The sequence below is a fragment of the Micromonospora sp. NPDC047738 genome, assembly GCF_040642675.1.
Classification (GTDB): domain Bacteria; phylum Actinomycetota; class Actinomycetes; order Mycobacteriales; family Micromonosporaceae; genus Micromonospora.
The window spans coordinates 242,531-265,795 of sequence record NZ_JBEYSO010000007.1 but is presented as its reverse complement, the minus strand read 5'-3'; the positions used below and the strand labels follow the sequence as shown (position 1 = coordinate 265,795).

Sequence of the window (23,265 nt, the reverse complement as noted above, 5' to 3'; positions counted from 1 at the left end):
ATCTGTTCCCGGAAGCGGCCTTCGGCAATCCCTGTCCGTTCCGGGCGGACGACCCCGCGTCGGGTGGGGACGACCTACGCCGCCCCCACCCGCACCCTGATCAGCTCTGGAACATCTGGTACAGCTGGTCGGACGCCTCGACGACCTGGCCGGCCGGGGGCGCCTTAACGGCGGCGGCGCTGCCGTAGTCGGCGTACGTGACGGTCACGGCCTGCGCCTCGGCGCCGCTGGCGGCGGGCACCTGGACGGCGAACTCGGTCAGCCGGCCCTGCGCGTCGAGCTTCGCGGTGAACGGCACGGCGCTGGCCTGGGCGCCGAGCGCCTTGACGGTCTCGGCGTCGAGCAGGTCGGAGTCGCTCGCCTTGGTGGCGTCGATCGTGCCCGCGTACGTGCCCTCGCCGGTCTGCTTGACGTCGGTGATCGCCTTGATCATCTTGTCGGTGCCCGCCGGGTCGACGTTGGTGAAGTCGAAGTTCAGCTCCTTGGCGTCCTTGATCTTGCTGCGGTCCAGGTGCTGGTACTTGCCCTTCATCGCCTTGAAGCCGGGGACGGCGTCGGCCATCGCCCCGGCGAGCTCGAGCTTGACCCAGCTGTCCGCGTCGATGAACACGAGGTGCATCGACATCGCGAGGTCGTCGTTGGCCGTCTGCCCGCTCTCCAGCTTCATCTCGGCGCTCTTGGACGGCATGTGTACGGTCCCGCTGCCGTTGAACTCACCACCCTTGATGCCGAAGGTGAAGTTGCCCTTCTGGATCTCCTTGGTGGCGGCGGCGAGCGCCTCCTTCGGGTCCGCCGGAATCCCCTGGGCGGCGGCGGACTTGCTGTCGGCGCTCGGCGAGCCGGCCTCGGACTTGCAGGCGGCCAGAGCAGGGACGAACAGGGCGGCGGCGAGGACGCCGACGCTCCACCGTCGAATGTTCACGTTGTTCTCTTTCCGGTGTTTGGTACGGACGCGTGATGCGTGCCAGTTTGTCCGGCCCGGGCAGCCTAGCGGACCGGCCCCGGCGCTTGGGGGGCACCGGAAACGGGCGGATCAGCGCACGGCGGTGGCGAGCTGGCGGAGCTCGTTGTCCCGGGCGTCGCCCACGACGATCACCGTCCGGTTCGGTTCCAGCAGGACGAGGGCCTGCTCGTTGCCCCGAGCGGTGTACCGCTGCCAGCTACCGTCGGCCAGGTCGGCCGGCCCCTGCGGCTGGCCACCTTTCAGCTCGGCGGGGAGCAGCTTGTCGGCGGCCACGTTGCTCTCCACGAGCTGCGCGCCGCGCCCCTCCGGGGTCAGGTAGCCGATCCGCAGCGTCCCGCCGCCCGCCTCGGCCTGGTAGCGCGCGCTGACCGTACGCCAGCCGGAGCTCAGCCCCTCCGGCGGGCTGACCGGGAACGCGCCCGCCGACCGGGCCTGCTCGATGGCGGGTGCCGGATCGACCGTGGCCGGCTCGTCCCCACCCAGGACGCCTCGGTAGAAGGCGAGCAGCAGTGCGATCGGGACCAGCAGCACCAGCAGCGAGAGCGCCATGTCCCGCGGCGACCGCTCGGAGCGCGCCCGGTCCTTCCGCGCGGGCGGCGCGGCGTGGTCGCCCGCGTCGGCCAGCGGCGCGACCCCGCCCGACGACTCCACGAGGGCGGGCTCGCCGGCCGTTGGAGGGGTCGGCCCGGCGGTCGACCGGACGGGTGGCTGGCCGTCCGGCGGGGTGGCGTCGGTCGGTACGCGATCGGCAGGGTGTGCGGCTTCCACCCGCCCATTCTCGCAGCCGTCCGGGTGACGTGATCCTGGCCTCCTCCGCCCCGACCCGGCGCGCGACCTGTCATCGTGTGAGGATCAGCGACAAAGCCGGCGGCGGCGACGGCCGCAGCGTGCCGGTCCCACCCCGCAACGTCGCGAGGAGGAAGCCGTGATGACAACCACCAGGACGCGGACCCCGCAGAACCTCGACCGCAACCTCGCCCTCGACCTGGTCCGGGTCACCGAGGCCGCGGCGATGGCGGCCGGCCGCTGGGTCGGCCGGGGCGACAAGGAGGGCGGCGACGGGGCAGCCGTCGACGCCATGCGCAAGCTGATCAACTCGATCCCGATGCGCGGGGTCGTGGTGATCGGCGAGGGCGAGAAGGACAACGCCCCGATGCTCTTCAACGGCGAGGAGGTCGGTGACGGAACCGGCCCCGAGGTCGACGTGGCGGTCGATCCGATCGACGGCACCACCCTGATGAGCAAGGGCATGCCGAACGCCCTCGCGGTGCTCGCGGTCGCCGAGCGTGGCGCGATGTTCGACCCGAGCGCCGTCTTCTACATGGAGAAGCTCGCCGTCGGCCCGATGTACGCCGACGTGGTCGACATCAACGCCGGGGCGGCCGAGAACATCCGCCGGATCGCCAAGGTCAAGGGCACCGACGTCGCCGAGGTGACGGTCTGCGTGCTGGACCGGTCCCGCCACGACGACCTGGTGAAGCAGATCCGGCGTACCGGGGCGGGCATCCGGTTCATCTCCGACGGCGACATCGCGGGTGCCATCGCCGCCGCCCGTGGCGAGTCGGACGTCGACGTGCTGATGGGCATCGGCGGCACCCCGGAGGGCATCACCGCGGCCTGCGCGCTCAAGTGCATGGGCGGCATGATGCAGGCCAAGCTCTGGCCGAAGGACGCCGAGGAGCGGGAGAAGGCGCTCGCCGCCGGGCACGACCTGGACCGGGTGCTGTTCACCGACGACCTGGTCACCGGGGACAACTGCTTCTTCGTGGCCACCGGTGTGACCTCCGGCGACCTGCTGCGTGGCGTGCGCTACCGGGCCGGCGGGGCGTACACGCAGTCGATCGTGATGCGCTCCAAGAGCGGCACGATCCGGGTGATCGACTCGTACCACCGGCTGGAGAAGCTTGCCCTCTACTCGGCGGTCGACTTCGACGGACGACCCCTGGCCGAGCAGGAGTGACCGCGACCGGGACGGCGGCGCCCCCCACGCTGTCGGCCGCGCGGCGGATCGCCGGCGTCGGGCTGGCCACCGCCTCGGGGGTGGCGGTGGCCGTCCAGTCCCGGATCAACGGCGAGTTGGGCGTACGCCTGGCCGACGGGATCGCCGCCGCGGTGGTCTCGTTCGGCCTCGGCCTGCTCGTGCTGCTGGTGCTGGTTCCCGGCACCCCGGGCGGCCGGCGGGGCCTGGCCGCCCTCCGGGGGGCGCTGCGCGAGGGCTCCCTGCGGCCGTGGCAGTGCCTCGGCGGGGTGTGCGGCGCGTTTCTGGTGGCCACCCAGGGGCTGACCATCGGCACGCTCGGGGTGGCCGTGTTCACCGTCGCCGTGGTGGCCGGGCAGTCCGGCAGCAGCCTGCTGGTGGACCGGGCCGGCATCGGTCCGACCGGCCGCCAGCCGGTCACCCCGAACCGGCTGGTCGGCGCGGTGCTCACCGTGCTGGCCGTGCTGCTGGCGGTGAGCGACCGGCTCGGCGACCCGCGCGCCCTGGCGCTGGCCCTGCTGCCGCTGGCGGCCGGAGTGGGCATCGCCTGGCAGCAGGCGGTGAACGGCCGGGTCCGGGGAGCCGCCGGCAGTGCCCTGGCCGCCACCCTGGTCAACTTCGCCGTCGGCACCGTCGCGCTGCTCGCCACCTTCGCCGTGGAGGTGGCGGTCCGGGGCCGCCCGGGCGGCGCCCTGCCCAGCGAGCCCTGGCTCTATCTGGGTGGCCCGATCGGCATCGTGTTCATCGCGCTGGCCGCCGCCATCGTCCGTTTCACCGGGGTGCTGTTGCTCGGCCTGGCCACCATCGCCGGGCAGATCGTCGGCGCGGTCCTGCTGGACGTGGCGCTGCCGACGGCGGCCTCGCACCCCGGGCCGGCCACCCTGCTGGGCGCGGTGCTGACCCTGGTCGCGGTCCTCGTCGCCGCGCTCGGACCGCCGCTGAAGCTGACGGTCAGCCGCGCAGCCCCGCCACCGTCTCCTTGATCGCCTGGTCCAGCGGGGTCGGCTCGATGCCCAGGGTGGCGGTGGCGGCTGACGAGTCCATCAGGTACGGCCGGTCGAACTGGTAGGCGGTCTCCCGCAGCTCGCGGGCCATCGGGTTGGCGAGGCCGCCGAGCCAGAGCACCGGATAGGGCATCCGGGTCAGCTTCGCCGCCGGCGCGCCGGTCAGGGCCGCCGCGCGGACGGCCAGGTCCCGCATCGGTACGGCCGGCCCGCTGGGCACGTGCCAGGCCCGCCCCCAGGCCCGCTCGTCGGTCGCGGCGGCGACCAGGGTACGGGCGACGTCCGGGATGTACGTCCAGGTGTGCGGGGCGTCCCAGTCCACCGGCAGGAAGACCCGCCGGCCGGCGAGCACCCGGGGCAGCACCATCATCGCCAGCGAGGTGCCGCCGACGCCGAAGTAGTCGGAGCCGCGCACCTCGGTGACCCGGGCCCGGCCGGCCCGGTGCGCGGCGAGCGCGTCGGCCCACATCCGGTTTCGCACCCGCCCCTTGGTGCCGGTCGCGGCCGGCGGGGTCGCCTCGGTCATCGGGCCGTCGACCGGGCCGTACCCGTAGAGGTTGCCGACGGTGGCGAGCACCGCGCCGGTCCGCTCGGCGGCGGTGAGCAGCGCGGCGGCCAGCGGCGGCCAGTCCACCGGCCACCGGTGGTACGCCGGGTTGGCACAGTTGTGCAGCGCGACCGCGCCCTCGGTCAGCGCGGTCAGCCGGGCGGGGTCGGCGGCGTCGGCGGCGACCCGCTCGACCGCCGGGTGCTCGGGTCCGGTGCCGCGGCGGGTCACCACCCGCACCCGGTCGCCCCGCTCGGCGAGGAGGTGGGCGGTGGCGGTGCCGACGGGTCCGGCGCCGACGATCACGTGCAGGGCCATGGTGGCCACCCTTCGAAGCATGGATCCAATCCGAGAGCGGTGCTCTCCCTACGACCTCCCCAGCATGGACCGCAGGCCGCTCACTGTCAAGAGCACTGCTCTTGGTTTTGATTAGCGCTCTCGGCCGTGGCAGAGTGGGGGGCATGGTGGCTCACACGCTCCGCGCCCGGGTCCGTGCCGGCATGATCGACGAGATCAAGGCGGTGGCCCGCCGCCATCTCGCCACCGACGGCGCGAACCTCTCCCTGCGCGCGGTGGCCCGCGACATGGGCATGGTCTCCTCGGCGATCTACCGCTACTTCCCCAGCCGGGACGACCTGCTCACCGCGCTGATCCTCGAGGCGTACGACGCCCTCGGCGAGGCGGTGGAAGCGGCCGACGCCGCCGTCGACCGGGCCGACCTACGCGGACGCTGGCACGCCGCGTGCGAGGCCGCCCGGGCCTGGGCGCTGGCCCACCCCGCCGAATACGCGCTGCTCTACGGCAGCCCGGTCCCCGGGTACGCGGCCCCGAAGGACACCGTCGCACCGGCGGCGCGGCCCCCGCTGACCCTGGTCGGCATCCTCCGCGACGGCCTAGCCGCCGGCCGGCTCAGCCCGCCCGACGAGGAGCTGCCCGAGCCGGTCCGCGCCGACCTCGCCGAGCTCGCCGCCGGCTTCTCCCCCGGCCTGCCGGAGGCGCTGCTGGCCCGCGGCCTGGCCGGCTGGACCCAGCTCTTCGGGCTGATCAGCTTCGAACTGTTCGGGCGGCTGAACGGGGTCATCCCGCACCGCGACGAGTACTTCGACCACCAGACCGCCCTGATGGCCGACCTCATCGGCCTGCCCGCTGCGTGACCCGCCCTCACCTCGGCAACGTGCGGAACGTCGGCGGTCAGGTGCCGTCGGAGGAGTGCCCGGGAAACAGGTGGGCCGTCGGGTCGATGACCACCGCGGCGTTGTTCACCGCCGTGGCCGCCTCGCCGAAGCCGGTGGCGATCAGCCGGACCTTGCCCGGGTACTCGGTGATGTCCCCGGCCGCGAAGACCCGCGGCAGGTTGGTGGCCATCGCGCTGTCCACCAGGATGTGCCGCCGGTCCAGCCGCAGCCCCCACTCGGCGAGCGGGCCCAGGTCGGCGGTGAAGCCGAGGGCGGCGACCAGGGTGTCCACCGGCAGGGTCTCCACCCCGCCGCCACGTACGGTGATTTCCACGCCGGTCACCTGATCCTCGCCGTGCAACCGGGTCACCTCGGCGTTGACCACCAGCCGGACGGGCAGCGACCGCACCCGGGCGACGGTCGACGCGTGGGCGCGGAACTTCTCCCGCCGGTGCACCAGCGTCACCGAGCGGGCGATCGGCTCAAGCGTCACCGCCCAGTCGAAGGCCGAGTCGCCGCCGCCCACGATGACCACGTCCCGGCCGGCCAGCTCGACCGGCTGCGGTACGAAGTAGACGATCCCGCCGCCCAGGAAGCTGTCGGCCACCGGCAGCGGCCGGGGCAGGAAACTGCCCAGTCCGCCGGTCACCATCACCGCGCCGCAGCGCAACTGCTCACCGCCGGCCAGGCCGAGCACCGGCCGTCCGTCGAGGTACGACAGCTTCTCCGCCCGCGCGCCGAGCAGGTATTCGGGATGGAACGGCGCGGCCTGGGCGACCAGGTTCGCCACCAGCTCCCGCCCTTTGATGGCGGGGAACCCGGCGACGTCGAGGATGAGCTTCTCCGGGTACATGGCGGTCACCTGCCCACCCGGCTCGGGCAGCGCGTCGACCACCGCCACGGAGAGCCCGCGGAACCCGGCGTAGTAGGCGGCGAAGAGCCCGGCCGGACCGGCGCCGATCACGGCGACATCGACCTCGCGCATGGCGCACCGTCACTTCCCGCTCACGGATCAACGCGTGCTGGTCCCGACGGTAGGCGGGCCGGTGCCTCCGGGCAAGCACCTGACGCCAACGGCTCGATGCTCGGTCAGGGCAGAGTCAGCGTGGGCGACTCACTGCGTGCCCCCGCCGGTCCATCAGCCCGGCGGCGGAACAGGATCGCCGCCGCGACCCCGCCGAGCAGCCCGAACAGGTGCCCCTGCCAGGAGATGAGCTCGTCGGTGGGGAGGATGCCGAGCAACTGCCAGCCGTAGAGCAGGCCGACCAGCAGCACCACCGCGAGGTTCCACCAGCTCCGCTCGACGACGCCGCGGGTCAGCAGGATGCCGAGATAGCCAAAGATCACCCCGCTCGCGCCGACCACCACCGAGTTCGGGGAGCCGGTGAACCACACGCCCAGGCCGCTGACCAGGATGATCACCAGAGTGGACCAGAGGAACCGGCGGGTGCCGGCGGCCAGCACGAAGGTGCCGAGCAGGATCAGCGGGATGCTGTTGCTGTAGAGGTGGTTGAAGTCGGCGTGCAGGAATGGCGAGAAGAACACCCCGTCGAGCCCCTGGATCCGGTGCGGGATGATCCCGGCGGTGACGTCGAGGTTGGCGTGCAGGCCGACGTCGAGCGCCTCGATGAGGAACAGCACCGGCACGACCGCGCACATGGCGACGAAGGCCCGGCCCAGGGCGGCGTAGAACGCCTCGGTGCCGAACCGTCGGGGATCGTCGCTCGTCGAGCCATCGCGCCAGGTCACGTACCAACAGCTATCAGCAATCCCGGCCGGCCGCCACCCGGGCGCCCCGGCACGCCCCGACATGACGACGGCGGGGTGGGCGGATCCCCGCCCACCCCGCCGTCGTCACCGTCCGATCAGTACCAGCCCTTGCTCTGCGAGTGCTGCCAGGCACCGCACGGGTTGTTGTACCGGCCCTCGATGTAGCCGAGGCCCCACTTGATCTGGGTGGCCGGGTTGGTCTTCCAGTCGGCCGCGACCGAGCCCATCTTGCTGCCGGGCAGGGCCTGCGGGATCCCGTACGCGCCGGACCCCTCGTTGTAGGCCTTGTGGTTCCAGCCGCTCTCCTTGGTCCAGAGTTTGTCCAGGCACGGGAACTGGTCGATGCCGAAGCCCTCCTGCAGCATGATGGCGCAACCGATGGCCCGGTTGCCGCTGTACTCCTCGCAGGAGGCCGGGATCGGCCCGTCGTACGGCTTGGTGGCGGCCGCCGCCTCGCGTGCCTTCTTCCGGGACGCGGCGGCCGCCTCGGCCTCCCGGGCCCGCTGGGCGGCCTCCTTGGCGGCCGCCGCCGCCCGCAGCTTCGCCTGGTACTCGGCGGCCCGCTGCCGGGCCGACTCCAGGCGGTGGTCCGCCTGCCGCTCGCGCTGGTACGCGTACTCCGCCTGGTCGACCTCCAGGCCGGCCTGCGCAGTCAGGCCCTCTTGCTGGACCTGTCGGTCTTCGCCCAGATAGAAGCCGCCGGCAACGCCCACGGAGAGCAGCGCGACAGCGGCCGTACGGGCACCGAACCGGCTCCACAGCCGACTCACGAAGTGTCCCTTCGTCGGGGGCAAGGACGCGACGCGACGCGTGGCCGTCGGTGGGCCGCGCCGGCGTCGCGAGCGCCCCGACCCGCGGTCGCAGCCGACGCACCGGCGTTCGTGGCTCTCCGCCGTCCGTGGCGAACGATGCTCGACGATCTTCCTGGTGCGTGAGCGCTCGTTGGACACCATTGCGTACGGTGAGGCTGATGGGAAATGAAGCCGGCCAATTGTGACCTGCACCACATTGTGAAGGCCATCAAACAGGGACAAAGATGCCGGCTGATCGGCCTCAGAGCGGGATGTCCTCCAACAGATCGGTGACCATCGCGGCGATCGGAGAACGCTCCGAACGGCTGAGGGTGACGTGTGCGAAGAGGGGATGACCCTTCAACGCCTCGATCACCGCGGTCACCCCGTCATGCCGGCCCACCCGGAGGTTGTCCCGCTGGGCCACGTCGTGAGTGAGCACCACCCGAGACCCCTGACCGATCCGGGACAGCACGGTGAGCAGCACGCCCCGCTCCAGCGACTGCGCCTCGTCCACGATGACGAAAGCGTCATGCAGGCTGCGACCACGGATGTGGGTCAGCGGCAGCACCTCCAGCAAACCCCGCGAGGTGACCTCCTCAAGCACGTTCTCGTGCACCACCGCGCCGAGCGTGTCGAAGACCGCCTGCGCCCAGGGCGACATCTTCTCCGACTCCGAGCCGGGCAGATATCCGAGCTCCTGGCCGCCGACCGCGTAGAGCGGACGGAAGACGATCACCTTCTTGTGCCGGCGGCGCTCCATCACCGCCTCCAGGCCGGCGCAGAGCGCCAGCGCGGACTTGCCGGTGCCGGCCCGGCCACCCAGCGAGACGATGCCGATCGACTCGTCCAGCAGCAGGTCGAGCGCGATCCGCTGCTCCGCCGAGCGGCCGTGCACGCCGAACGCCTCCCGGTCGCCGCGGACCAGCCGGACAGTCTTGTCGGGCAGCACTCGGCCGAGCGCCGAGCCGCGCGTCGAGTGCAGCACCAGCCCGGTGTGGCAGGGCAGATCGCCGGCCGCGTCGACGTCCAGCGTCTCCCCCGCGTACAGCCGGGCGATCTCCTCCTCGGCCAGGTCCAGCTCAGCCATCCCGGTCCAGGTCGGGTCGCTGGCCTGGCCGTGCCGGTACTCGTCGGCCCGCAGCCCGACCGAGGCCGCCTTCACCCGCAGCGGCATGTCCTTGCTGACCAGGGTAACCTCCCGCCCCTCGGCGGCGAGGTTGAGCGCCACGGAGAGGATCCGGGCATCGTTCGACTCGTTCCGGAAGCCGGGCGGCAGCACTCCGTCGTCGGTGTGGTTCAGCTCCACCCGGAGGGTGCCGCCCTGGTCGTTGGCGGGCACCGGCCGGTCCAGCCGGCCGTGCTGCACCCGCAACTCGTCCAGCATGCGCAGCGACCGGCGGGCGAACCAGCCCAGCTCGGGGTGGTGCCGCTTGCCCTCCAACTCGGAGATGACCACCAGCGGCAGCACCACCTCGTGCTCGGCGAAGCGGTGGAACGCCGCGGGATCGGAGAGGAGGACCGAGGTGTCCAGGACGAAGGCCGGACCGGCTGGTCGGGGCTCCTCGGTGCCGGCCGGCGCGGCTGCCGCCGCACGGCGGCTGCGGGTGGTCCGGCGGGTGGTGGCAGTCGCGGCCGGGGTCTGGTCGGCACCGGCGGGGGTACGGCGAGTCGTCACAGGCCTGCTCCGCGGATGGGCACCCGGCCACCCGTGTTCCGCCTCGTCCGGTGCCCGGTGGACACGGGGTCGGATGCGGGCCCCGTGCGCGAGGTCGCAGGTCCGGGCTCTCCGGCTGGCCCGGGAAAACCCCGCGCCATGCTTAGACGCTAATGGCACCTGAGCCCGTCGGCTAGTGGTGCGGATGGATCTCACCTGACCGGGAGATGAACGGCGCACGGCGGAACCGGCCGGGATGCATGCCCCCTGCGCGCATCCCGGCCGGCGGAGCCACCGTCACCGGTCTGACGTGGCCCCGACGGTGCGCGTCCGCCGCGGACGACACACCGTGCTCTGGGGCGGGCTCAGCCCTGCCGGCGGACGAGGGTCCCGGTCGGCCGCCCGCCGGCGACGGAGGCGCTGAACGAGGACCCGGTGTACGTGGTGCCCTGCCGGGTGGCGAGCCCGCCGAGCTGGGCGGTCGCGGTGGCCCGAAGGGCCGGGCCGGAGGTCGCCCGCGCGGTGACCGCGGCGGGGGCGACCGTGCCGGCGAACGGGGCCGCGGCGCGGGTGGCCGGGGCGGTCACCGACGCCGGCGCCGGACCGGCCAGTGCCGGGGCGATCGCGGCCTGCGCGTCGCGGCGCCGCCGGTGCCAGGCGCCCCGGTCGCCGTCGAAGTATCCCTGCCGGTAGCCGAACCGGTAGCCGATCCGGTAGCTGAGCTGGCCGTGCAGCCGACCCGCCGCGTAGCAGGTCGACCCGAGCACGAGTACGAGCACGACGGCGAGGAACGGGCTCATCCGGTCGCTCCCGAAGAGGTCGGGTCGACAACTCGGGGCGCGGCGCCAGACGCGTCGAGTGGGAGTTGCCGCTCCAGGTCGGCCCGCCGGGTCATCGCTCCTCCGGCTCGACCTCGGGGTCGACGACCAGCAGCCGTTCCAGGTCGGCGGTGCTGACCTCCTCGACCAGCTCGACGCTGATCCGGCAGCCGTCCAGGATCACCTCGGCCACCGACGAGCGCCGGATCTCCCCGCCGGCGTCGTAGACCCGGACGCTCAACTCCGGACAGCCGAGGTGGATCCGCCAGGCGTTCCACTCGTCCCGGTCACCGACACTGAGCGAGAGGTACCGGCAGCCCCGGGCGAGGTAGAGGCGCCACGGCGCGCTCAGCCCGGCGGCCACGCCGTCCGCGATCAGGCCGAAGGCCTGGGCACGGGTCGCGAGCTCGGTCACGACACCCCCTCGTCACCCGCGGAGTGACGCATGTGAGCACTAATCGTCTCAGGCACGTGACACACCGTAAGTTGTCTCATGAGCGTGACAGTATCAGCTTTTCGTCTGTTTACCGCCGTCCTGGGGTCCTTCTATTCTGCCCGGGTGACACCCCTCAGGAGCAGCACTGGATCGTTTACCGGAAATCCGAGAACCTCGTCACGTCAGCGTGACAGCAGCGCGCCGGGACGCGCCCGCGAGGCCGACGGGTCGTACCGTCACGGAGTGACCGAGACCGCCAACGCCCGGAAGATCGCCTTCGCCACCTTCGTCCGCCGCGCGCTGGACGACGCGCGGGCCATGCGGGCCTGGAGCGGCACCGAGGTCTCCCGGCGCACCGGGGTCTCCCGGCAGACCATCAACCGGTGGGTACGCGGGGACTGGGCCAGCGACCCCGAGGCGGAACGGGTGGTCGCCTTCTGCGAGGGCCTGGGCCTCAACCCGGCAGCCGCCTTCACCGCCCTGGGCTGGGACCGCGCCACCACCCCGCGCGCCGCCGCCACCCCGCCGCCGATGGACCCCGACGTCGAGGCACTGCTCCGCCGACTGGTCGACCCGAACGTGTCGGACGCGGAGAAATTCCATATTCGAGAAACGATTCGCTACCTCGCTTATCGGCCAACTCTCCCCGTCAATCTCCGAAATAGCGGTAAACAAGCCGGGTAGTTCCTCAGATGGCGAAAGAACCGAAGGTCAGACCCGTTCGTTTCGCTCCGGGGACGGAACGGGCACGCTAGCGTCCCTATTCGTACTGCTGGGGCTCGTCGTCGGCGGGGGGACGGGACAAGGCCGAACCCAGCCCTGCGGGACAGAAGGAGGGGTCTGTCCATGACCCTGAAATGGTTGGCAGTCGTGGTCGCGGTGGTGTCGGTGACATCGTGCGTGACCGGCAACGTGGTGGTGGGCGTACTGAACGGCGGGGAGCTTCCCCTGATCGTCAACCTCTTCGCGCTCACCACGGCCGGCACCGCGGTGGTCCTCGCCGTCCTCGCCGAGCTGCACGACCGGCTCAACGACCGGGTCAGCGCGCTGACCGAGTTCCTGGTGGCGCGGCTCAACGAGATCGAGGCGCACACCGGCGACCGGAACACCGGCTTCGTGGAGGGCTACCTGCTGAGCCACGGCCCGGAGGCGGCCGTGGTGCCGTTCGGGCGCCGGGGACGGGGAGCCGCCGAACGCTGATCCACGTCGCCCGAACGTCACGTCTCGGCCACGAATATGCCGCCGTGACCGGGGTACGCTGTCGCGCGTGCCGCCGTTGAACCTGGGCAACCAGCAGCCGAAGACCCCGTTGGACGTGGAGCACGCCTGGCGGGCCACCGCCACCCGTGCCGGCGACGTGGTGTTCTTCTTCGACTTCGACGGCACCCTGGCGCCGGTCGACGACGACCCCACCGCCGTGCGGCCCGCGCCGAAGGTGCTCGCCGCCCTGGAGGCGCTCGCCCCGCACGTACGCCGGATCGCCATCGTCTCCGCGCGCCCGGTGGAGTTCCTCCGCGACCAGCTCGGCGGCCTCGACGGCATCGACCTCTACGGGCTCTACGGGCTGGAGCACAGCCACTCCGGCGGGGAGACCGTGACCGAGCCGGCCGCCCTGCCCTGGGTGCCGACCATGGCGGAACTGGCCGAGCAGGCGCGCGCGGAACTGCCGCCCGGCGCCCTCGTGGAGTTCAAGCGGCTCTCGGTCGCCCTGCACTGGCGCACCGCCCCGCAGCTCGGCGACCTGGTCCAGGAATGGGGCCGGGCCCGGGCCGAGCGACTGGGCCTGCGCTGCCAGGCCGGACGCATGGTGCTGGAGCTGAAGCCCCCGGTCGACCGGGACAAGGGCATGGTCATCGGTGAGGTGGTCCGGGACACCGCCGGCGCCTGGTACTTCGGTGACGACGTCTCCGACCTCAAGGCGTTCGCCGCGCTGCGCGCCCGCGCCGCCGCCGACCCGGACTTCATCGGCGTCTGCGTGGCCGTCGCCAACCCGGAGACCGGGCACGAGGTCGCCGACGCCGCCGACCTCACCCTGGAGTCGCCCGCCGTCCTCGCCGACTTCCTCAGCACGGCCCTGTCCCGGCTGCGCTGACCGCGCCACGGGCCGGTGGCCGGGCGATCGAGCCGCGATCAGACGCCGTAGCGGCGCTGGCGGGTGGCGTACGAGCGCAGGGCCCGAAGGAAGTCGACCCGACGGAAGTCGGGCCAGTTGAGCTCGCAGAAGTAGAACTCCGAGTGGGCCGACTGCCAGAGCATGAAGCCGGACAGACGCTGCTCACCGCTGGTCCGGATGATCAGATCCGGGTCCGGCAGGCCCTTGGTGTAGAGGTGCTCGGAGATCAGGTCGACGTCGATCGAGCCGGCCAGCTCCTCGATGGTCCCGCCGTTGGCCGCGTGCTCCAGCAGCAGCGAGCGGACCGCGTCCGCGATCTCGCGCCGCCCGCCGTACCCGACCGCGATGTTGACCTGCGCCCCGCCGCTGCGGTCCCGGGTGCGCTCCGCGGCGGCCTTGAGCGCGGCGGCGTGGTGCGCGGGCAGCACGTCGAGGGCGCCCACCATGCGCAGCCGCCAGGGGTTGCCCTCCTCGGCCAGCTCGGTGGTGAGATCCTCGATGATCTGGAGCAGCGGATCCAGCTCGGCGGCCGGTCGGGAGAGATTGTCGGTGGAGAGCAGCCAGAGGGTCACGTGCCCGACGCCGGCCGCGTCGCACCAGCGCAGCAGCTCCTTGATCCGCTCCGCGCCCATCCGGTGGCCGTCGTTCGGATCGACGAAGCCCATCTCCCGGGCCCATCTGCGGTTGCCGTCGCACATCACGCCGACGTGCCGGGGCACCGGCTTGCCCGCGAGCCTCGCCGTCAGCCGGCGCTCGTACACGGAGTAGAGGAGTTTCCGCAGAGTCATCACCTTGCAGGGTAGCGACCCAGGTTGAAGATCAGTGTCGCGGTGGCTGGTCTCGCGACGGCTTCAGGTCGCGGCGCGGCGCTTTAGACGCGCCGAGCTGAAGTCGTCGTACGGGTGAGACCGATGCCGATCATGGCCAGGGTGCGGGCGTCGAGACGTCCGTCACCCAGTCCCAGCTCCACCACGGTCCGGTAGACCCGGCCGTCCCGCCGGGCCGCGCCGACCGCCGCGTCCACCACCTGGCGCCGTCGGGCCAGCCAGGCCGCCACCGAGCTGTGCCGCAGGTGCGTGCCGAGCCGCCCGCGGAGGGCGTCGGCGTACCGGCGGGCCGCCTGCGCCGGGCTGCCGGCCGCCGCCGCGCCGGCCAGCGCGCCGGAGCGCAGCGCGTAGAAGATGCCCTCGCCGGTGAACGGATTGATCAGCGAGAGCGCGTCGCCGGCCAGCACCACCCGACCCCGCCCCGGCGCCGGCCGGTGCGTGGAGAGCGGCAGGTGATGGGCCCGCAACTCGGTGACCGTGGCCGGGTCGGTGCCGGGCAGCAGGGCGGCCAGGCGGTCCAGCAGGTGCGTCCGGGTCAACGGCTCGCCGCGCAGCACCTCGCCGTACCCGATGTTCGCCCGGCCGTCGCCGATCGGAAAGGACCAGGCGTACGCCGGCCAGCGCGGGGCCGAGGTGACGATGAGCTGCTCGGGCGGCCCGGGCAGCGCCGGGGCGTAGCCGCGGATGGCGAGCGCGAGGTGGCGGTCCGGGTTCACCGGGTGGCCGAGCGCCCGGCGGAGCACCGAGCCGGCGCCGTCCGCCCCCACCACGGCCCGCCCGGCCAACTCGCCGTCGAGCACCACCCGGTCGGCGCGCAGGTCGACCCGGCGTACGGCGTGCCGGCGCAGCTCCGCCCCGGCCGCGACCGCCGCGGCCACCAGCCGCGCGTCGAACACCGCCCGGGGCACCGTGTACGCGGGCCGGGGCAGCTCCCGCGCCACCGTGCCGCCGCCCGGGCCGACGAGACGTAGCACGGGCAGCGGGGCGTACCCGTCGACCGCCCCGGTCACGCCCAGCTCGGCGAGGACGTCCAGCGCGTGCGCCGCGATGCCGTCGCCGCACGCCTTGTCGCGGGGGAAGTCGTAACGGTCCAGCAGCAGCACCCGGGCGGCCCCGGCCCGCCGCGCGGAGAGCGCCGCGGCCGACCCCGCCGGCCCCGCCCCCACCACGATCACGTCCCACTCCGCACCCACCCACCCATCCTCCCCCCGCCGGGACCCCCGTCGGCGTTGATCAAGAACTTTGCGTCGCGCGGTGGAGGGAGTAGAGGGCCAGGGCGGCGGCGGCCAGGAGGGGGGCGCCGTCGCGGACGAGGCCGTCCAGGCCGAGGAGCCACCAGCAGAGCGGCAGGTCGACGGCGAGCGTGCCGAGGGTGATCGCGACCAGCAGCTTCCGGGCCCAGCTCCGGCCGCGCAGCAGGAACGCGGTGCAGAAGAGCACCAGGTAGCTGACCGCGATGCCGGCCGCGAACCAGAACAGCACCGCGGGTACGGAGCTGAGCCGGCCGTCCAGGATGGACCCGCCCGCGACCAGCGCCGGGACCAGCACCAGCGGGCTGTACGTGAACGCGGCGGCCCGGGCGGTGAGCAGCCACCCGGTCACCGCCGGACGCTTCGGCGCGACCTCCCGCCAGGAGAGCCGGCCCCCGGAGATGACCAGGCCCTTGCGGTGCCGGACCAGGTGGCCGCCGACCACGTCCGACCGGTAGAGCAGCCCGACCACCGCCACGCAGAGGCCGGTGAGCAGCCCGAAGCCGAGCAGGCCGGGCAGCGGCGGCACCCCCACCCGGGGGACGACCAGCCGCCCCACCGCGAAGACCGTGGTCACCGCGAGGATCAGCCCCAGCGGCTTCGCCACGGCACGGCCCCGGTTCACGTGCCCGATCAGCACCAGGAAACCCAGCGAGCGGAGCATCGCCCAGCCGGTCCGTACGGCGAGCCCGAACTCCTGCCCCGGGGCGTACCACCAGTTGAGCAGCTCGACCACGACGGTGGCCGCCGCCGTGACGCCGAGCAGCAGGGTCAGCGCCCGGACGGCGGACGGCCGCCGGACCTCGATGGTCTCGGCGGCCGTCCTCATGGCATCCGATGTTGCCCGGTGCGGGCAACCGGCACACCTATCGCTGCGGCTGCTCCGCGTCGAGCCGGGCGCGCAGCGCGTCCAGTTCGGCCCAGAGGACACCGGGGAGCTTGTCCCCGAACTTCTCGAACCACTCGGTGACCAGCGGCAGCTCGTTGCGCCACTCCTCCGGGTCGACCTTCATGGCGATCCGGACGTCCTCCGGGGTCATGTCCAGACCCTCGACGTCGAGCGCGTCCAGGGCCGGGACCATGCCGATCGGGGTCTCGACCGCCTCGGCGCGGCCCTCGATCCGCTCGATGATCCACTTGAGCACCCGGGAGTTCTCGCCGAAGCCCGGCCAGAGGAAGTTGCCCTCCGGGTCCTTGCGGAACCAGTTGACGTAGTAGATCTTGGGCAGCTTCGCCTCGTCGCCGTCGACGCCCTTGCCCATCTCGATCCAGTGCCGGAAGTAGTCACCGGCGTTGTAGCCGATGAACGGCAGCATGGCCATCGGGTCGCGGCGGACCACACCGACCGCGCCGGAGGCCGCCGCGGTGGTCTCCGAGGAGAGCGTGGCGCCCATGTAGACACCGTGCACCCAGTCGCGGGCCTCGGTGACCAGCGGGACGGTGTCCCGGCGCCGGCCGCCGAACAGGATGGCGTCGATCGGCACCCCGTTCGGGTCGTAGTAGTCCTCGGCCAGGATCGGACACTGCGCGATCGGGGTGCAGAACCGGCTGTTGGCGTGCGAGGAGAGCTCACCGCTCTCCGGCGTCCAGTCGTTGCCCTTCCAGTCGATCAGGTGCGCCGGCGGCTCACCCATGCCCTCCCACCAGATGTCGCCGTCGTCGGTGAGGGCCACGTTGGTGAAGACCGAGTTGCCGCGGTCCAGCGTCCGCATCGCGTTGGCGTTGGTCTTCCAGTCGGTGCCGGGCGCGACGCCGAAGAGGCCAAACTCCGGGTTGATCGCGTAGAGGCGGCCGTCCGGGCCGAACCGCATCCAGGCGATGTCGTCGCCGATGGTCTCGACCTTCCAGCCCGGGATGGTCGGCTCCAGCATGGCGAGGTTGGTCTTGCCGCACGCCGACGGGAACGCACCGGCGACGTGGTAGACCCGCCCCTCCGGCGAGGTGATCTTGAGGATCAGCATGTGCTCGGCGAGCCAGCCCTCGTCGCGGCCCATCACGCTGGCGATCCGCAGCGAGTAGCACTTCTTGCCGAGCAGCGAGTTGCCGCCGTAGCCGGAGCCGAAGGACCAGATCTCCCGGGTCTCCGGGAAGTGCGAGATGTACTTCGTGTCGTTGCACGGCCACGGCACGTCCTGCTGGCCGGGGGCGAGCGGGGCGCCGATGGAGTGCAGCGCGTGCACGAAGTCGGCGTCGTCGCCCATCGCCTCCAGGACCTTGGCGCCCATCCGCGTCATGATCCGCATCGAGGCGACCACGTACCCGCTGTCGGTGATCTCGACGCCGAACATGGGGTTCTTCGCCTCGACCGGACCCATCACGAACGGGATGATGTACATCGTCCGGCCGCGCATCGAACCGCGGTAAAGCTCGGTCATGGTGCGCTTCATCTCGGACGGCGCCATCCAGTTGTTGGTGGGGCCGGCGTCCGCCTCGTCAACCGAGCAGATGAAGGTGCGCTCCTCGACCCGCGCGACGTCCGTCGGGTCCGTCCGCGCGTAGAACGAGTTGGGCTTCTTCTCGGGGTTCAGCCGGATCAGGGTGCCGTTCTCGACGAGTTCGTCGGTGAGGCGGCGCCACTCCTCATCGGACCCGTCCACCCAGACCACCCGATCGGGCGTGGTCAGTTCCGCGACCTCACGTACCCAGGCAAGCAGTTTGGGGTGGGACGTCGGGGCCTGATCGATACCCCGAACAGTAGCCGGAGCAACCATGTCACATCTCCTTGTGGTCGACGCTGACCGATGTATTGGATGCACGAGTTCTGGCGCGCTGGCGCGTCGCCTTCGTGGAAACCTGGGATTGGCCTCAGCGTAAACCGGCCTGCGTCGCGAGTCAGTGGGACTTGTTGTGAAGAACTGCACAAGGTACGGCCACGCTGCGGCATCGCGATCTGATACCCGCTTTCGCGCGCAGTTTCACGCAAATCTTGTGAAGAACCTTCGCCGGACGTCGGCGGAGCGACCCGTCGCGGCCTTCCACCCCACCAACCGTGACTTCCGTGATCCCGTCCACAATTCGGCGACAGCCAGTTACGCTCCGTTCACAAAGGCGGGAACGGGCGGGGAGGCGGGGCGGCGTGACCACAACGTCCCGCAGGCGGACCTCCCGGCCCTTGGCGGCACGCCTGACCCGGGTGCCGCCCGCTCGCCGTTGCTACCCCGTCCAGGTACGCCCAACCGGTACTCTCGGCGGGTGGCCGCGACGATGACCGGAGACCAGCCGGGGGCTCCGCAGACCCGTCGAGGTCTGCTCGGGGCACTGATCGACCGTTTCGGTCACCTCGTCCGTGAGCTGAGCAAATTCGCCACGGTGGGCGGGCTCGCCTTCCTCGTCGACTTCGCGCTCTTCAACTACCTGGCCAGCGTCCAGCACGAGCCGCCGGTGATGGCGAAGACCATCTCCACCGTGGTGGCCGCGACCATGGCGTTCCTCGGTAACCGGTTCTGGACCTGGCGGCACCGCCAGCGCAACCACCCGGCCCGGGAGTACGCGCTGTTCTTCTTCTTCAACGGCGTCGGCCTCGGCATCGCCGTGGGCTGCCTCGCGATCAGTCGCTACGGGCTGGGTGCCCTCTGGCCCCACGTGTTCCAGACTCCACTGGCCGACAACATCGCCAGCTTCATCGTCGGCACCGGCCTCGGGACGCTGTTCCGATTCTGGTCGTACCGGCGGTTCGTTTTCGTGGAAGCGGGAACTCCTCCCGTTCCGGCAACGAGCCACGACCGAGAGTCAGGGGCGTGACCCAGCGCCCATCCCGTCCCGCCGGGCCGAGCCGGCCCTGCCCGCTGCCCTAAGGTGTTTCGCATGCCTGGAGTCCGTCTGCTGCCCGAGCGCTGGCGGAAGTTCATCCACGAGGCGCTCAAATTCGGCATCGTCGGCGGCATCAACACCGTCATCAATTACGCGGTGTTCAACGCGCTAGCACTCACGGTTTTCCGCGATGGCCAGCTCAAGGCGACGGTGGTGGCCACCATCGTCGCGACGATCACGTCGTATCTGATGAACCGGCACTGGACGTACCGGGATCGACCGAAGTCGGCCCTGCGCCGCGAATACGTCCTGTTCTTCCTGTTCAACGCCACCGGACTGCTCATCGAACTCGGCGTACTGGCGGCCGCGAAGTACGGCTTCGGCGTGACCAGCCTGCTCATGCTGAACATCGCGAAGACCGGCGGTGTCCTGCTCGCCACCATGTTCCGCTTCTGGTCGTACCGGACGTTCGTCTTCCAGCCGGCTCCGCAGCACGCGAAGGAGAACTGGCACAGCATCCCGCGCGACGAATGGGACAACGTGGGCGAGATGGACCCGGTGGCAGAGCTGGCCGAGTCGGTCAGCGAGCTGGAGGAGACCGAGCCCCGGCCGGCCCCGCGGGCTGCCCGGGCGGCCGACCACCGGCCGGACTACGCGCCGACCCAGAGCCGGCCCGCCGCGGCGGATGCCGGCCTCGGGCGGGTCCTCGGTGCCGACCTGGACGCCGAACTCGCCGCCGAACTCCAGCCCACCCCCCGCCGCCCCCGCCGCTGATCCGGCCGCGGGCACCGCGAGCAGAGTCGATCAAAAAGTTTGCGCCGGACCACCGATGGATCCGGCGCAAACTTCTTGGTCAACAGGGCGAGGGTCAGGCGGACGGGTCGCGGAGGGACTTGCCCTCGCGCATGTCGGCCAGGATCTCGCGCATCTCGCCGTCACCCAGGGAGTGCTTGTCGTGGTGGGCCTCGACCAGCTCGTAGAGCTTGGTCTGCACCTTGTCGACGTGCGGCACGTCAGCGAGCACCGACTGGCCGCGCTCACCAGCCGACTCGATGGTGAGGGTGCCGCAGCCGAGCAGCCGCTCCACGAAACGCTGGTGCATCGAGTGGTCGTTGATCCGGGTCAGCGGCAGGTCCCGCCGGTTACGGGAGAAAACCCCCTCCTGCAGCAGCACCCGCTCGTTGGTGAAAAGGTAGTGCGTGGTGCGCCAGAGCAGGAACGGCCACAGGCCCAGCCAGAGCACCAGCACCAGGCCGAGGGCGGCGATCACGTAGAGCGCGATCATGCCGCCGTCGCCCTCGGGCAGCAGGACCCAGCCCGCGACCACCGCCGCGATGGCGAGCACCAGCACCAGGACCGGCCGGATCAGGGCCTTCCAGTGCGGGTGCAGGTGCAGCACGACGTGCTCGTCCTCGGTGAGCACGTCTTCGGGGAACGCCACGGGAACCTCCTCGCAGAACAGGACGCGCTGACCGTAACCGGTCGACGCTCGTCCACGGGATCAGCCGCGCGGCGGGTGTTGGGAGGGGTCCCTTCCTATACCGGAGGCGGCAGCAAGGGCCCTTCCGCTCAGCGCACGTGCAGCACGTCGCCGGCGGCGAGGCGGAGCTCCCCGGCCGGGCCGTCGACCAGCAGTTGGCCGTCCGGGTCCACCCCGGTGGCGGTGCCGTGCACCTCCCGGCCGTCGGGGAGCAGCACCCGGACCTGGCGGCCGACCGTGGCGCAGCCGGCCAGGTAGGCATCCCGCAGGCCGCTGGCGACCGCGTCGCCGCCAGCCGCGCGCCAGCGGTCGTACCAGTCGGAGAGGGAGCGGAGCAGGGCGCGCAGCAGCGGGTCCCGGTCGGTGGCGGCGGCCCCGGCGAGCTGGAGCGAGGTGGCGGGCAGCCCGGTCGGGTTCTCCGGCAGCTCGTCGGCGCGCAGCGTCACGTTGAGCCCGATGCCCACCACGATCGCCGGCGGCTGGTCCGGCGCGTCGCCCGGCACCGCCTCGGCCAGCACGCCCGCGCACTTGGCGCCGTTGACGAGAAGGTCGTTGGGCCATTTCAGGCGGGCGTCCAGCTCGGCCAGCCGGGCCACCGCCTCGACCAGCGCGACCCCGGCAAGCAGCGGCAGCCAGCCGTACCGCAGGGATGGCACAGGCGACCAGTCGCGCTCCGGGACGGCCTCGCCAGGCCGGAGCAGGACGCTGGTCGCGATGCCGGCCCGCGGCGGCGACTGCCAGACCCGGCCGCGCCGGCCGCGGCCGGCGCTCTGCCGCTCCGCCACCACCACCAGCCCCTCCGGCTCGCCGGCCCGCGCGGCCTCGACCGCGTCGGCGTTGGTGGAGCCGGTCTCCGCGCGCAGCTCCAGCCGGCGCCACGGCCCGTGCGGGGCGACGAGCGCGCGCCGCAGCCGGGCCGCCGACAGCGGCGGGCGGTCCAGATTGGTGTACGGCGAGCTGGGCATCCCGCCAGCCTACGGCCCGCGCAGCGGGCGGTCGCCCGGAAGGCGGTGAGGCGCACTGCACAGCCGCGCCCACCTGAACCATCGTTATATTCCCTGGGTGACTACCGAGACCGGGATCAACATCCACACCACCGCCGGCAAGCTGGCGGACCTGGAACGCCGGGTCGACGAGGCGGTGCACGCCGGATCGGCGCGCGCGGTCGAGAAGCAGCACGCGCGGGGCAAGAAGACCGCCCGGGAGCGGATCGAGATGCTGCTCGACGAGGGCTCCTTCGTCGAGCTGGACGAGTTCGCCCGGCACCGCTCCACCAACTTCGGGCTGGAGAAGACCCGGCCGTACGGCGACGGTGTGGTGACCGGCTACGGCACCGTGGACGGCCGGCAGGTCTGCGTCTTCGCCCAGGACTTCACGGTCTTCGGCGGCTCCCTCGGCGAGGTCTTCGGCGAGAAGATCGTCAAGGTGATGGACCTGGCCATGAAGATCGGCTGCCCGGTCGTCGGGATCAACGACTCCGGCGGCGCGCGGATCCAGGAGGGCGTCGCCTCGCTCGGTCTCTACGGCGAGATCTTCTTCCGCAACGTCCGGGCCAGCGGCGTCATCCCGCAGATCTCCCTGATCATGGGCCCGTGCGCCGGCGGCGCGGTCTACTCGCCGGCAGTCACCGACTTCACCGTGATGGTCGACCAGACCTCCCACATGTTCATCACCGGGCCCGACGTGATCAAGACGGTCACCGGCGAAGACGTCGGGATGGAGGAGCTGGGCGGCGCCCGGACCCACAACGCCCGCAGCGGCAACGCGCACTACCTCGGCACCGACGAGGAGGACGCGATCGAGTACGTCAAGGCGCTGCTGTCGTACCTGCCGTCGAACAACCTGGACGAGCCGCCGGTCTTCGAGTCCCCGGCCGACCTCGACGTCACCGACTCCGACCGGGAGCTGGACACGCTGATCCCGGACTCGGCCAACCAGCCGTACGACATGCACCGGGTCCTCGAGCACGTCCTCGACGACGGCGAGTTCCTGGAGGTCCAGCCCCTCTACGCGCAGAACATCGTGGTCGGCTTCGGTCGGGTCGAGGGACGCCCGGTCGGCGTGGTCGCCAACCAGCCGATGCAGTTCGCCGGCACGCTGGACATCGCCGCGTCGGAGAAGGCCGCCCGGTTCGTGCGGACCTGCGACGCGTTCAACATCCCGGTACTGACCTTCGTGGACGTGCCCGGCTTCCTCCCCGGCACCGGGCAGGAGTGGGACGGCATCATCCGCCGCGGCGCAAAGCTCATCTACGCGTACGCCGAGGCCACCGTCCCGAAGGTCACCGTGATCACCCGCAAGGCGTACGGCGGCGCGTACGACGTCATGGGCTCCAAGCACCTCGGCGCCGACCTGAACTTCGCCTGGCCCACCGCGCAGATCGCGGTGATGGGCGCGCAGGGCGCGGTGAACATCCTCTACCGGCAGGACCTGGCGAAGGCCGACGACCCGGCGGCCGTCCGGGCCGAGAAGATCGCCGAGTACGAGGACACCCTGGCCAACCCGTACATCGCGGCAGAACGCGGGTACGTCGACAGCGTGATCCCGCCGCACGAGACCCGGACCCAGATCGTCCGGGCCCTGCGGGTGCTCCGGACCAAGCGCGAGACCCTGCCCCCCAAGAAGCACGGCAACATCCCGCTCTGACGCTCCGCCTGGTCCGCGCGACTTCGGGAAAGTCAGCTCCCACCCGCTTGGGCACGGGG

Annotated in this window: 24 protein-coding genes; 9 read left to right on the top strand and 15 right to left on the bottom strand. The window is 71.9% G+C overall.

The window, feature by feature from the left end; translation table 11 throughout:
- Positions 1-100: 100 nt before the first annotated feature.
- Both ABZ783_RS14765 and ABZ783_RS14760 read right to left on the bottom strand, forming a co-directional pair.
- Positions 101-922 carry a hypothetical protein gene (locus tag ABZ783_RS14765; protein WP_357437771.1) on the bottom strand — a complete coding sequence of 274 codons (822 nt, stop codon included), beginning with the start codon at positions 920-922 and terminating at the stop codon, positions 101-103.
- 111 nt (positions 923-1,033) lie between these two features.
- Positions 1,034-1,732, bottom strand: coding sequence for a DUF4245 domain-containing protein (locus ABZ783_RS14760; RefSeq protein WP_357437768.1), 699 nt, complete (start codon positions 1,730-1,732; stop codon positions 1,034-1,036).
- Positions 1,733-1,892: 160 nt separating this feature from the next.
- On the opposite strand from ABZ783_RS14760, the gene glpX reads away from it, so the two are divergent.
- Together glpX and ABZ783_RS14750 are read left to right on the top strand one after the other, a co-directional pair.
- A complete protein-coding gene (gene glpX / locus ABZ783_RS14755) occupies positions 1,893-2,924 on the top strand; it encodes a class II fructose-bisphosphatase (RefSeq protein WP_357437765.1) in 1,032 nt (343 codons plus the stop codon).
- On the top strand, positions 2,921-3,925 hold the full coding sequence (locus tag ABZ783_RS14750) for a DMT family transporter (RefSeq protein ID WP_357437762.1): 1,005 nt from the start codon (positions 2,921-2,923) through the stop codon (positions 3,923-3,925). The genes glpX and ABZ783_RS14750 overlap by 4 nt, the downstream gene beginning before the upstream one ends.
- On the opposite strand, the gene ABZ783_RS14745 is transcribed toward ABZ783_RS14750, so the two are convergent.
- The gene (locus ABZ783_RS14745; protein WP_357437909.1) at positions 3,894-4,811 is read right to left on the bottom strand and encodes an NAD-dependent epimerase/dehydratase family protein; all 918 of its coding nucleotides are present in this window, start codon (positions 4,809-4,811) and stop codon (positions 3,894-3,896) included. The two genes, ABZ783_RS14750 and ABZ783_RS14745, sit on opposite strands and share 32 nt — an antisense overlap.
- Before the next feature lie 143 nt (positions 4,812-4,954).
- On the opposite strand from ABZ783_RS14745, the gene ABZ783_RS14740 reads away from it, so the two are divergent.
- Positions 4,955-5,647, top strand: coding sequence for a WHG domain-containing protein (locus ABZ783_RS14740; RefSeq protein ID WP_357437759.1), 693 nt, complete (start codon positions 4,955-4,957; stop codon positions 5,645-5,647).
- Positions 5,648-5,684: 37 nt separating this feature from the next.
- On the opposite strand, the gene ABZ783_RS14735 is transcribed toward ABZ783_RS14740, so the two are convergent.
- From ABZ783_RS14735 to ABZ783_RS14710, 6 genes are all read right to left on the bottom strand, one after another.
- A complete protein-coding gene (locus tag ABZ783_RS14735) occupies positions 5,685-6,653 on the bottom strand; it encodes an NAD(P)/FAD-dependent oxidoreductase (protein ID WP_357437756.1) in 969 nt (322 codons plus the stop codon).
- 104 nt (positions 6,654-6,757) lie between these two features.
- The gene (locus tag ABZ783_RS14730) at positions 6,758-7,417 is read right to left on the bottom strand and encodes a rhomboid family intramembrane serine protease (protein ID WP_357437753.1); all 660 of its coding nucleotides are present in this window, start codon (positions 7,415-7,417) and stop codon (positions 6,758-6,760) included.
- A 116-nt stretch (positions 7,418-7,533) separates the two neighbouring features.
- On the bottom strand, positions 7,534-8,208 hold the full coding sequence (locus ABZ783_RS14725) for a lytic transglycosylase domain-containing protein (protein ID WP_357437750.1): 675 nt from the start codon (positions 8,206-8,208) through the stop codon (positions 7,534-7,536).
- Positions 8,209-8,491: 283 nt separating this feature from the next.
- A complete protein-coding gene (locus ABZ783_RS14720) occupies positions 8,492-9,907 on the bottom strand; it encodes a PhoH family protein (protein ID WP_357437747.1) in 1,416 nt (471 codons plus the stop codon).
- Positions 9,908-10,251: 344 nt separating this feature from the next.
- A complete protein-coding gene (locus ABZ783_RS14715; protein WP_357437744.1) occupies positions 10,252-10,686 on the bottom strand; it encodes a hypothetical protein in 435 nt (144 codons plus the stop codon).
- A gap of 91 nt (positions 10,687-10,777) precedes the next feature.
- Entirely contained in the window at positions 10,778-11,119 is a 342-nt protein-coding gene (locus tag ABZ783_RS14710) for a hypothetical protein (protein ID WP_357437741.1), read from the bottom strand.
- A gap of 264 nt (positions 11,120-11,383) precedes the next feature.
- On the opposite strand from ABZ783_RS14710, the gene ABZ783_RS14705 reads away from it, so the two are divergent.
- The 3 genes from ABZ783_RS14705 (at position 11,384) to otsB (ending at position 13,232) form a co-directional block, all read left to right on the top strand.
- Positions 11,384-11,824, top strand: coding sequence for an XRE family transcriptional regulator (locus ABZ783_RS14705; RefSeq protein ID WP_357437738.1), 441 nt, complete (start codon positions 11,384-11,386; stop codon positions 11,822-11,824).
- A 162-nt stretch (positions 11,825-11,986) separates the two neighbouring features.
- Positions 11,987-12,340, top strand: a complete 354-nt coding sequence (locus tag ABZ783_RS14700) for a hypothetical protein (RefSeq protein ID WP_357437736.1) — start codon at positions 11,987-11,989, stop codon at positions 12,338-12,340.
- A gap of 67 nt (positions 12,341-12,407) precedes the next feature.
- Positions 12,408-13,232 carry a trehalose-phosphatase gene (gene otsB, locus ABZ783_RS14695; protein ID WP_357437733.1) on the top strand — a complete coding sequence of 275 codons (825 nt, stop codon included), beginning with the start codon at positions 12,408-12,410 and terminating at the stop codon, positions 13,230-13,232.
- A 38-nt stretch (positions 13,233-13,270) separates the two neighbouring features.
- Here otsB and ABZ783_RS14690 read toward each other — a convergent pair whose 3' ends face one another.
- From ABZ783_RS14690 to ABZ783_RS14675, 4 genes are all read right to left on the bottom strand, one after another.
- Positions 13,271-14,041: an isoprenyl transferase gene (locus ABZ783_RS14690; RefSeq protein ID WP_357437730.1), complete on the bottom strand. Its 771-nt coding sequence runs from the start codon at positions 14,039-14,041 to the stop codon at positions 13,271-13,273.
- A gap of 83 nt (positions 14,042-14,124) precedes the next feature.
- Positions 14,125-15,273: a geranylgeranyl reductase family protein gene (locus tag ABZ783_RS14685; RefSeq protein ID WP_357437726.1), complete on the bottom strand. Its 1,149-nt coding sequence runs from the start codon at positions 15,271-15,273 to the stop codon at positions 14,125-14,127.
- Between the two features lie 40 nt (positions 15,274-15,313).
- The gene (locus ABZ783_RS14680; RefSeq protein WP_357437724.1) at positions 15,314-16,159 is read right to left on the bottom strand and encodes a hypothetical protein; all 846 of its coding nucleotides are present in this window, start codon (positions 16,157-16,159) and stop codon (positions 15,314-15,316) included.
- A 37-nt stretch (positions 16,160-16,196) separates the two neighbouring features.
- A complete protein-coding gene (locus tag ABZ783_RS14675; protein ID WP_357437721.1) occupies positions 16,197-18,041 on the bottom strand; it encodes a phosphoenolpyruvate carboxykinase (GTP) in 1,845 nt (614 codons plus the stop codon).
- Positions 18,042-18,177: 136 nt separating this feature from the next.
- Here ABZ783_RS14675 and ABZ783_RS14670 point away from each other — a divergent pair, with 136 nt between their 5' ends.
- Together ABZ783_RS14670 and ABZ783_RS14665 are read left to right on the top strand one after the other, a co-directional pair.
- A complete protein-coding gene (locus ABZ783_RS14670) occupies positions 18,178-19,071 on the top strand; it encodes a GtrA family protein (RefSeq protein WP_357437718.1) in 894 nt (297 codons plus the stop codon).
- Positions 19,072-19,134: 63 nt separating this feature from the next.
- Positions 19,135-19,854, top strand: a complete 720-nt coding sequence (locus ABZ783_RS14665) for a GtrA family protein (RefSeq protein WP_357437715.1) — start codon at positions 19,135-19,137, stop codon at positions 19,852-19,854.
- A 94-nt stretch (positions 19,855-19,948) separates the two neighbouring features.
- Here ABZ783_RS14665 and ABZ783_RS14660 read toward each other — a convergent pair whose 3' ends face one another.
- Together ABZ783_RS14660 and ABZ783_RS14655 are read right to left on the bottom strand one after the other, a co-directional pair.
- Positions 19,949-20,521: a PH domain-containing protein gene (locus tag ABZ783_RS14660; protein WP_357437712.1), complete on the bottom strand. Its 573-nt coding sequence runs from the start codon at positions 20,519-20,521 to the stop codon at positions 19,949-19,951.
- Between the two features lie 128 nt (positions 20,522-20,649).
- Entirely contained in the window at positions 20,650-21,525 is an 876-nt protein-coding gene (locus ABZ783_RS14655; RefSeq protein WP_357437709.1) for a biotin--[acetyl-CoA-carboxylase] ligase, read from the bottom strand.
- Between the two features lie 97 nt (positions 21,526-21,622).
- On the opposite strand from ABZ783_RS14655, the gene ABZ783_RS14650 reads away from it, so the two are divergent.
- Complete coding sequence (locus ABZ783_RS14650) at positions 21,623-23,206, top strand: acyl-CoA carboxylase subunit beta (RefSeq protein ID WP_357437705.1); 1,584 nt, start codon at positions 21,623-21,625, stop codon at positions 23,204-23,206.
- Positions 23,207-23,265 lie beyond the last annotated feature (59 nt).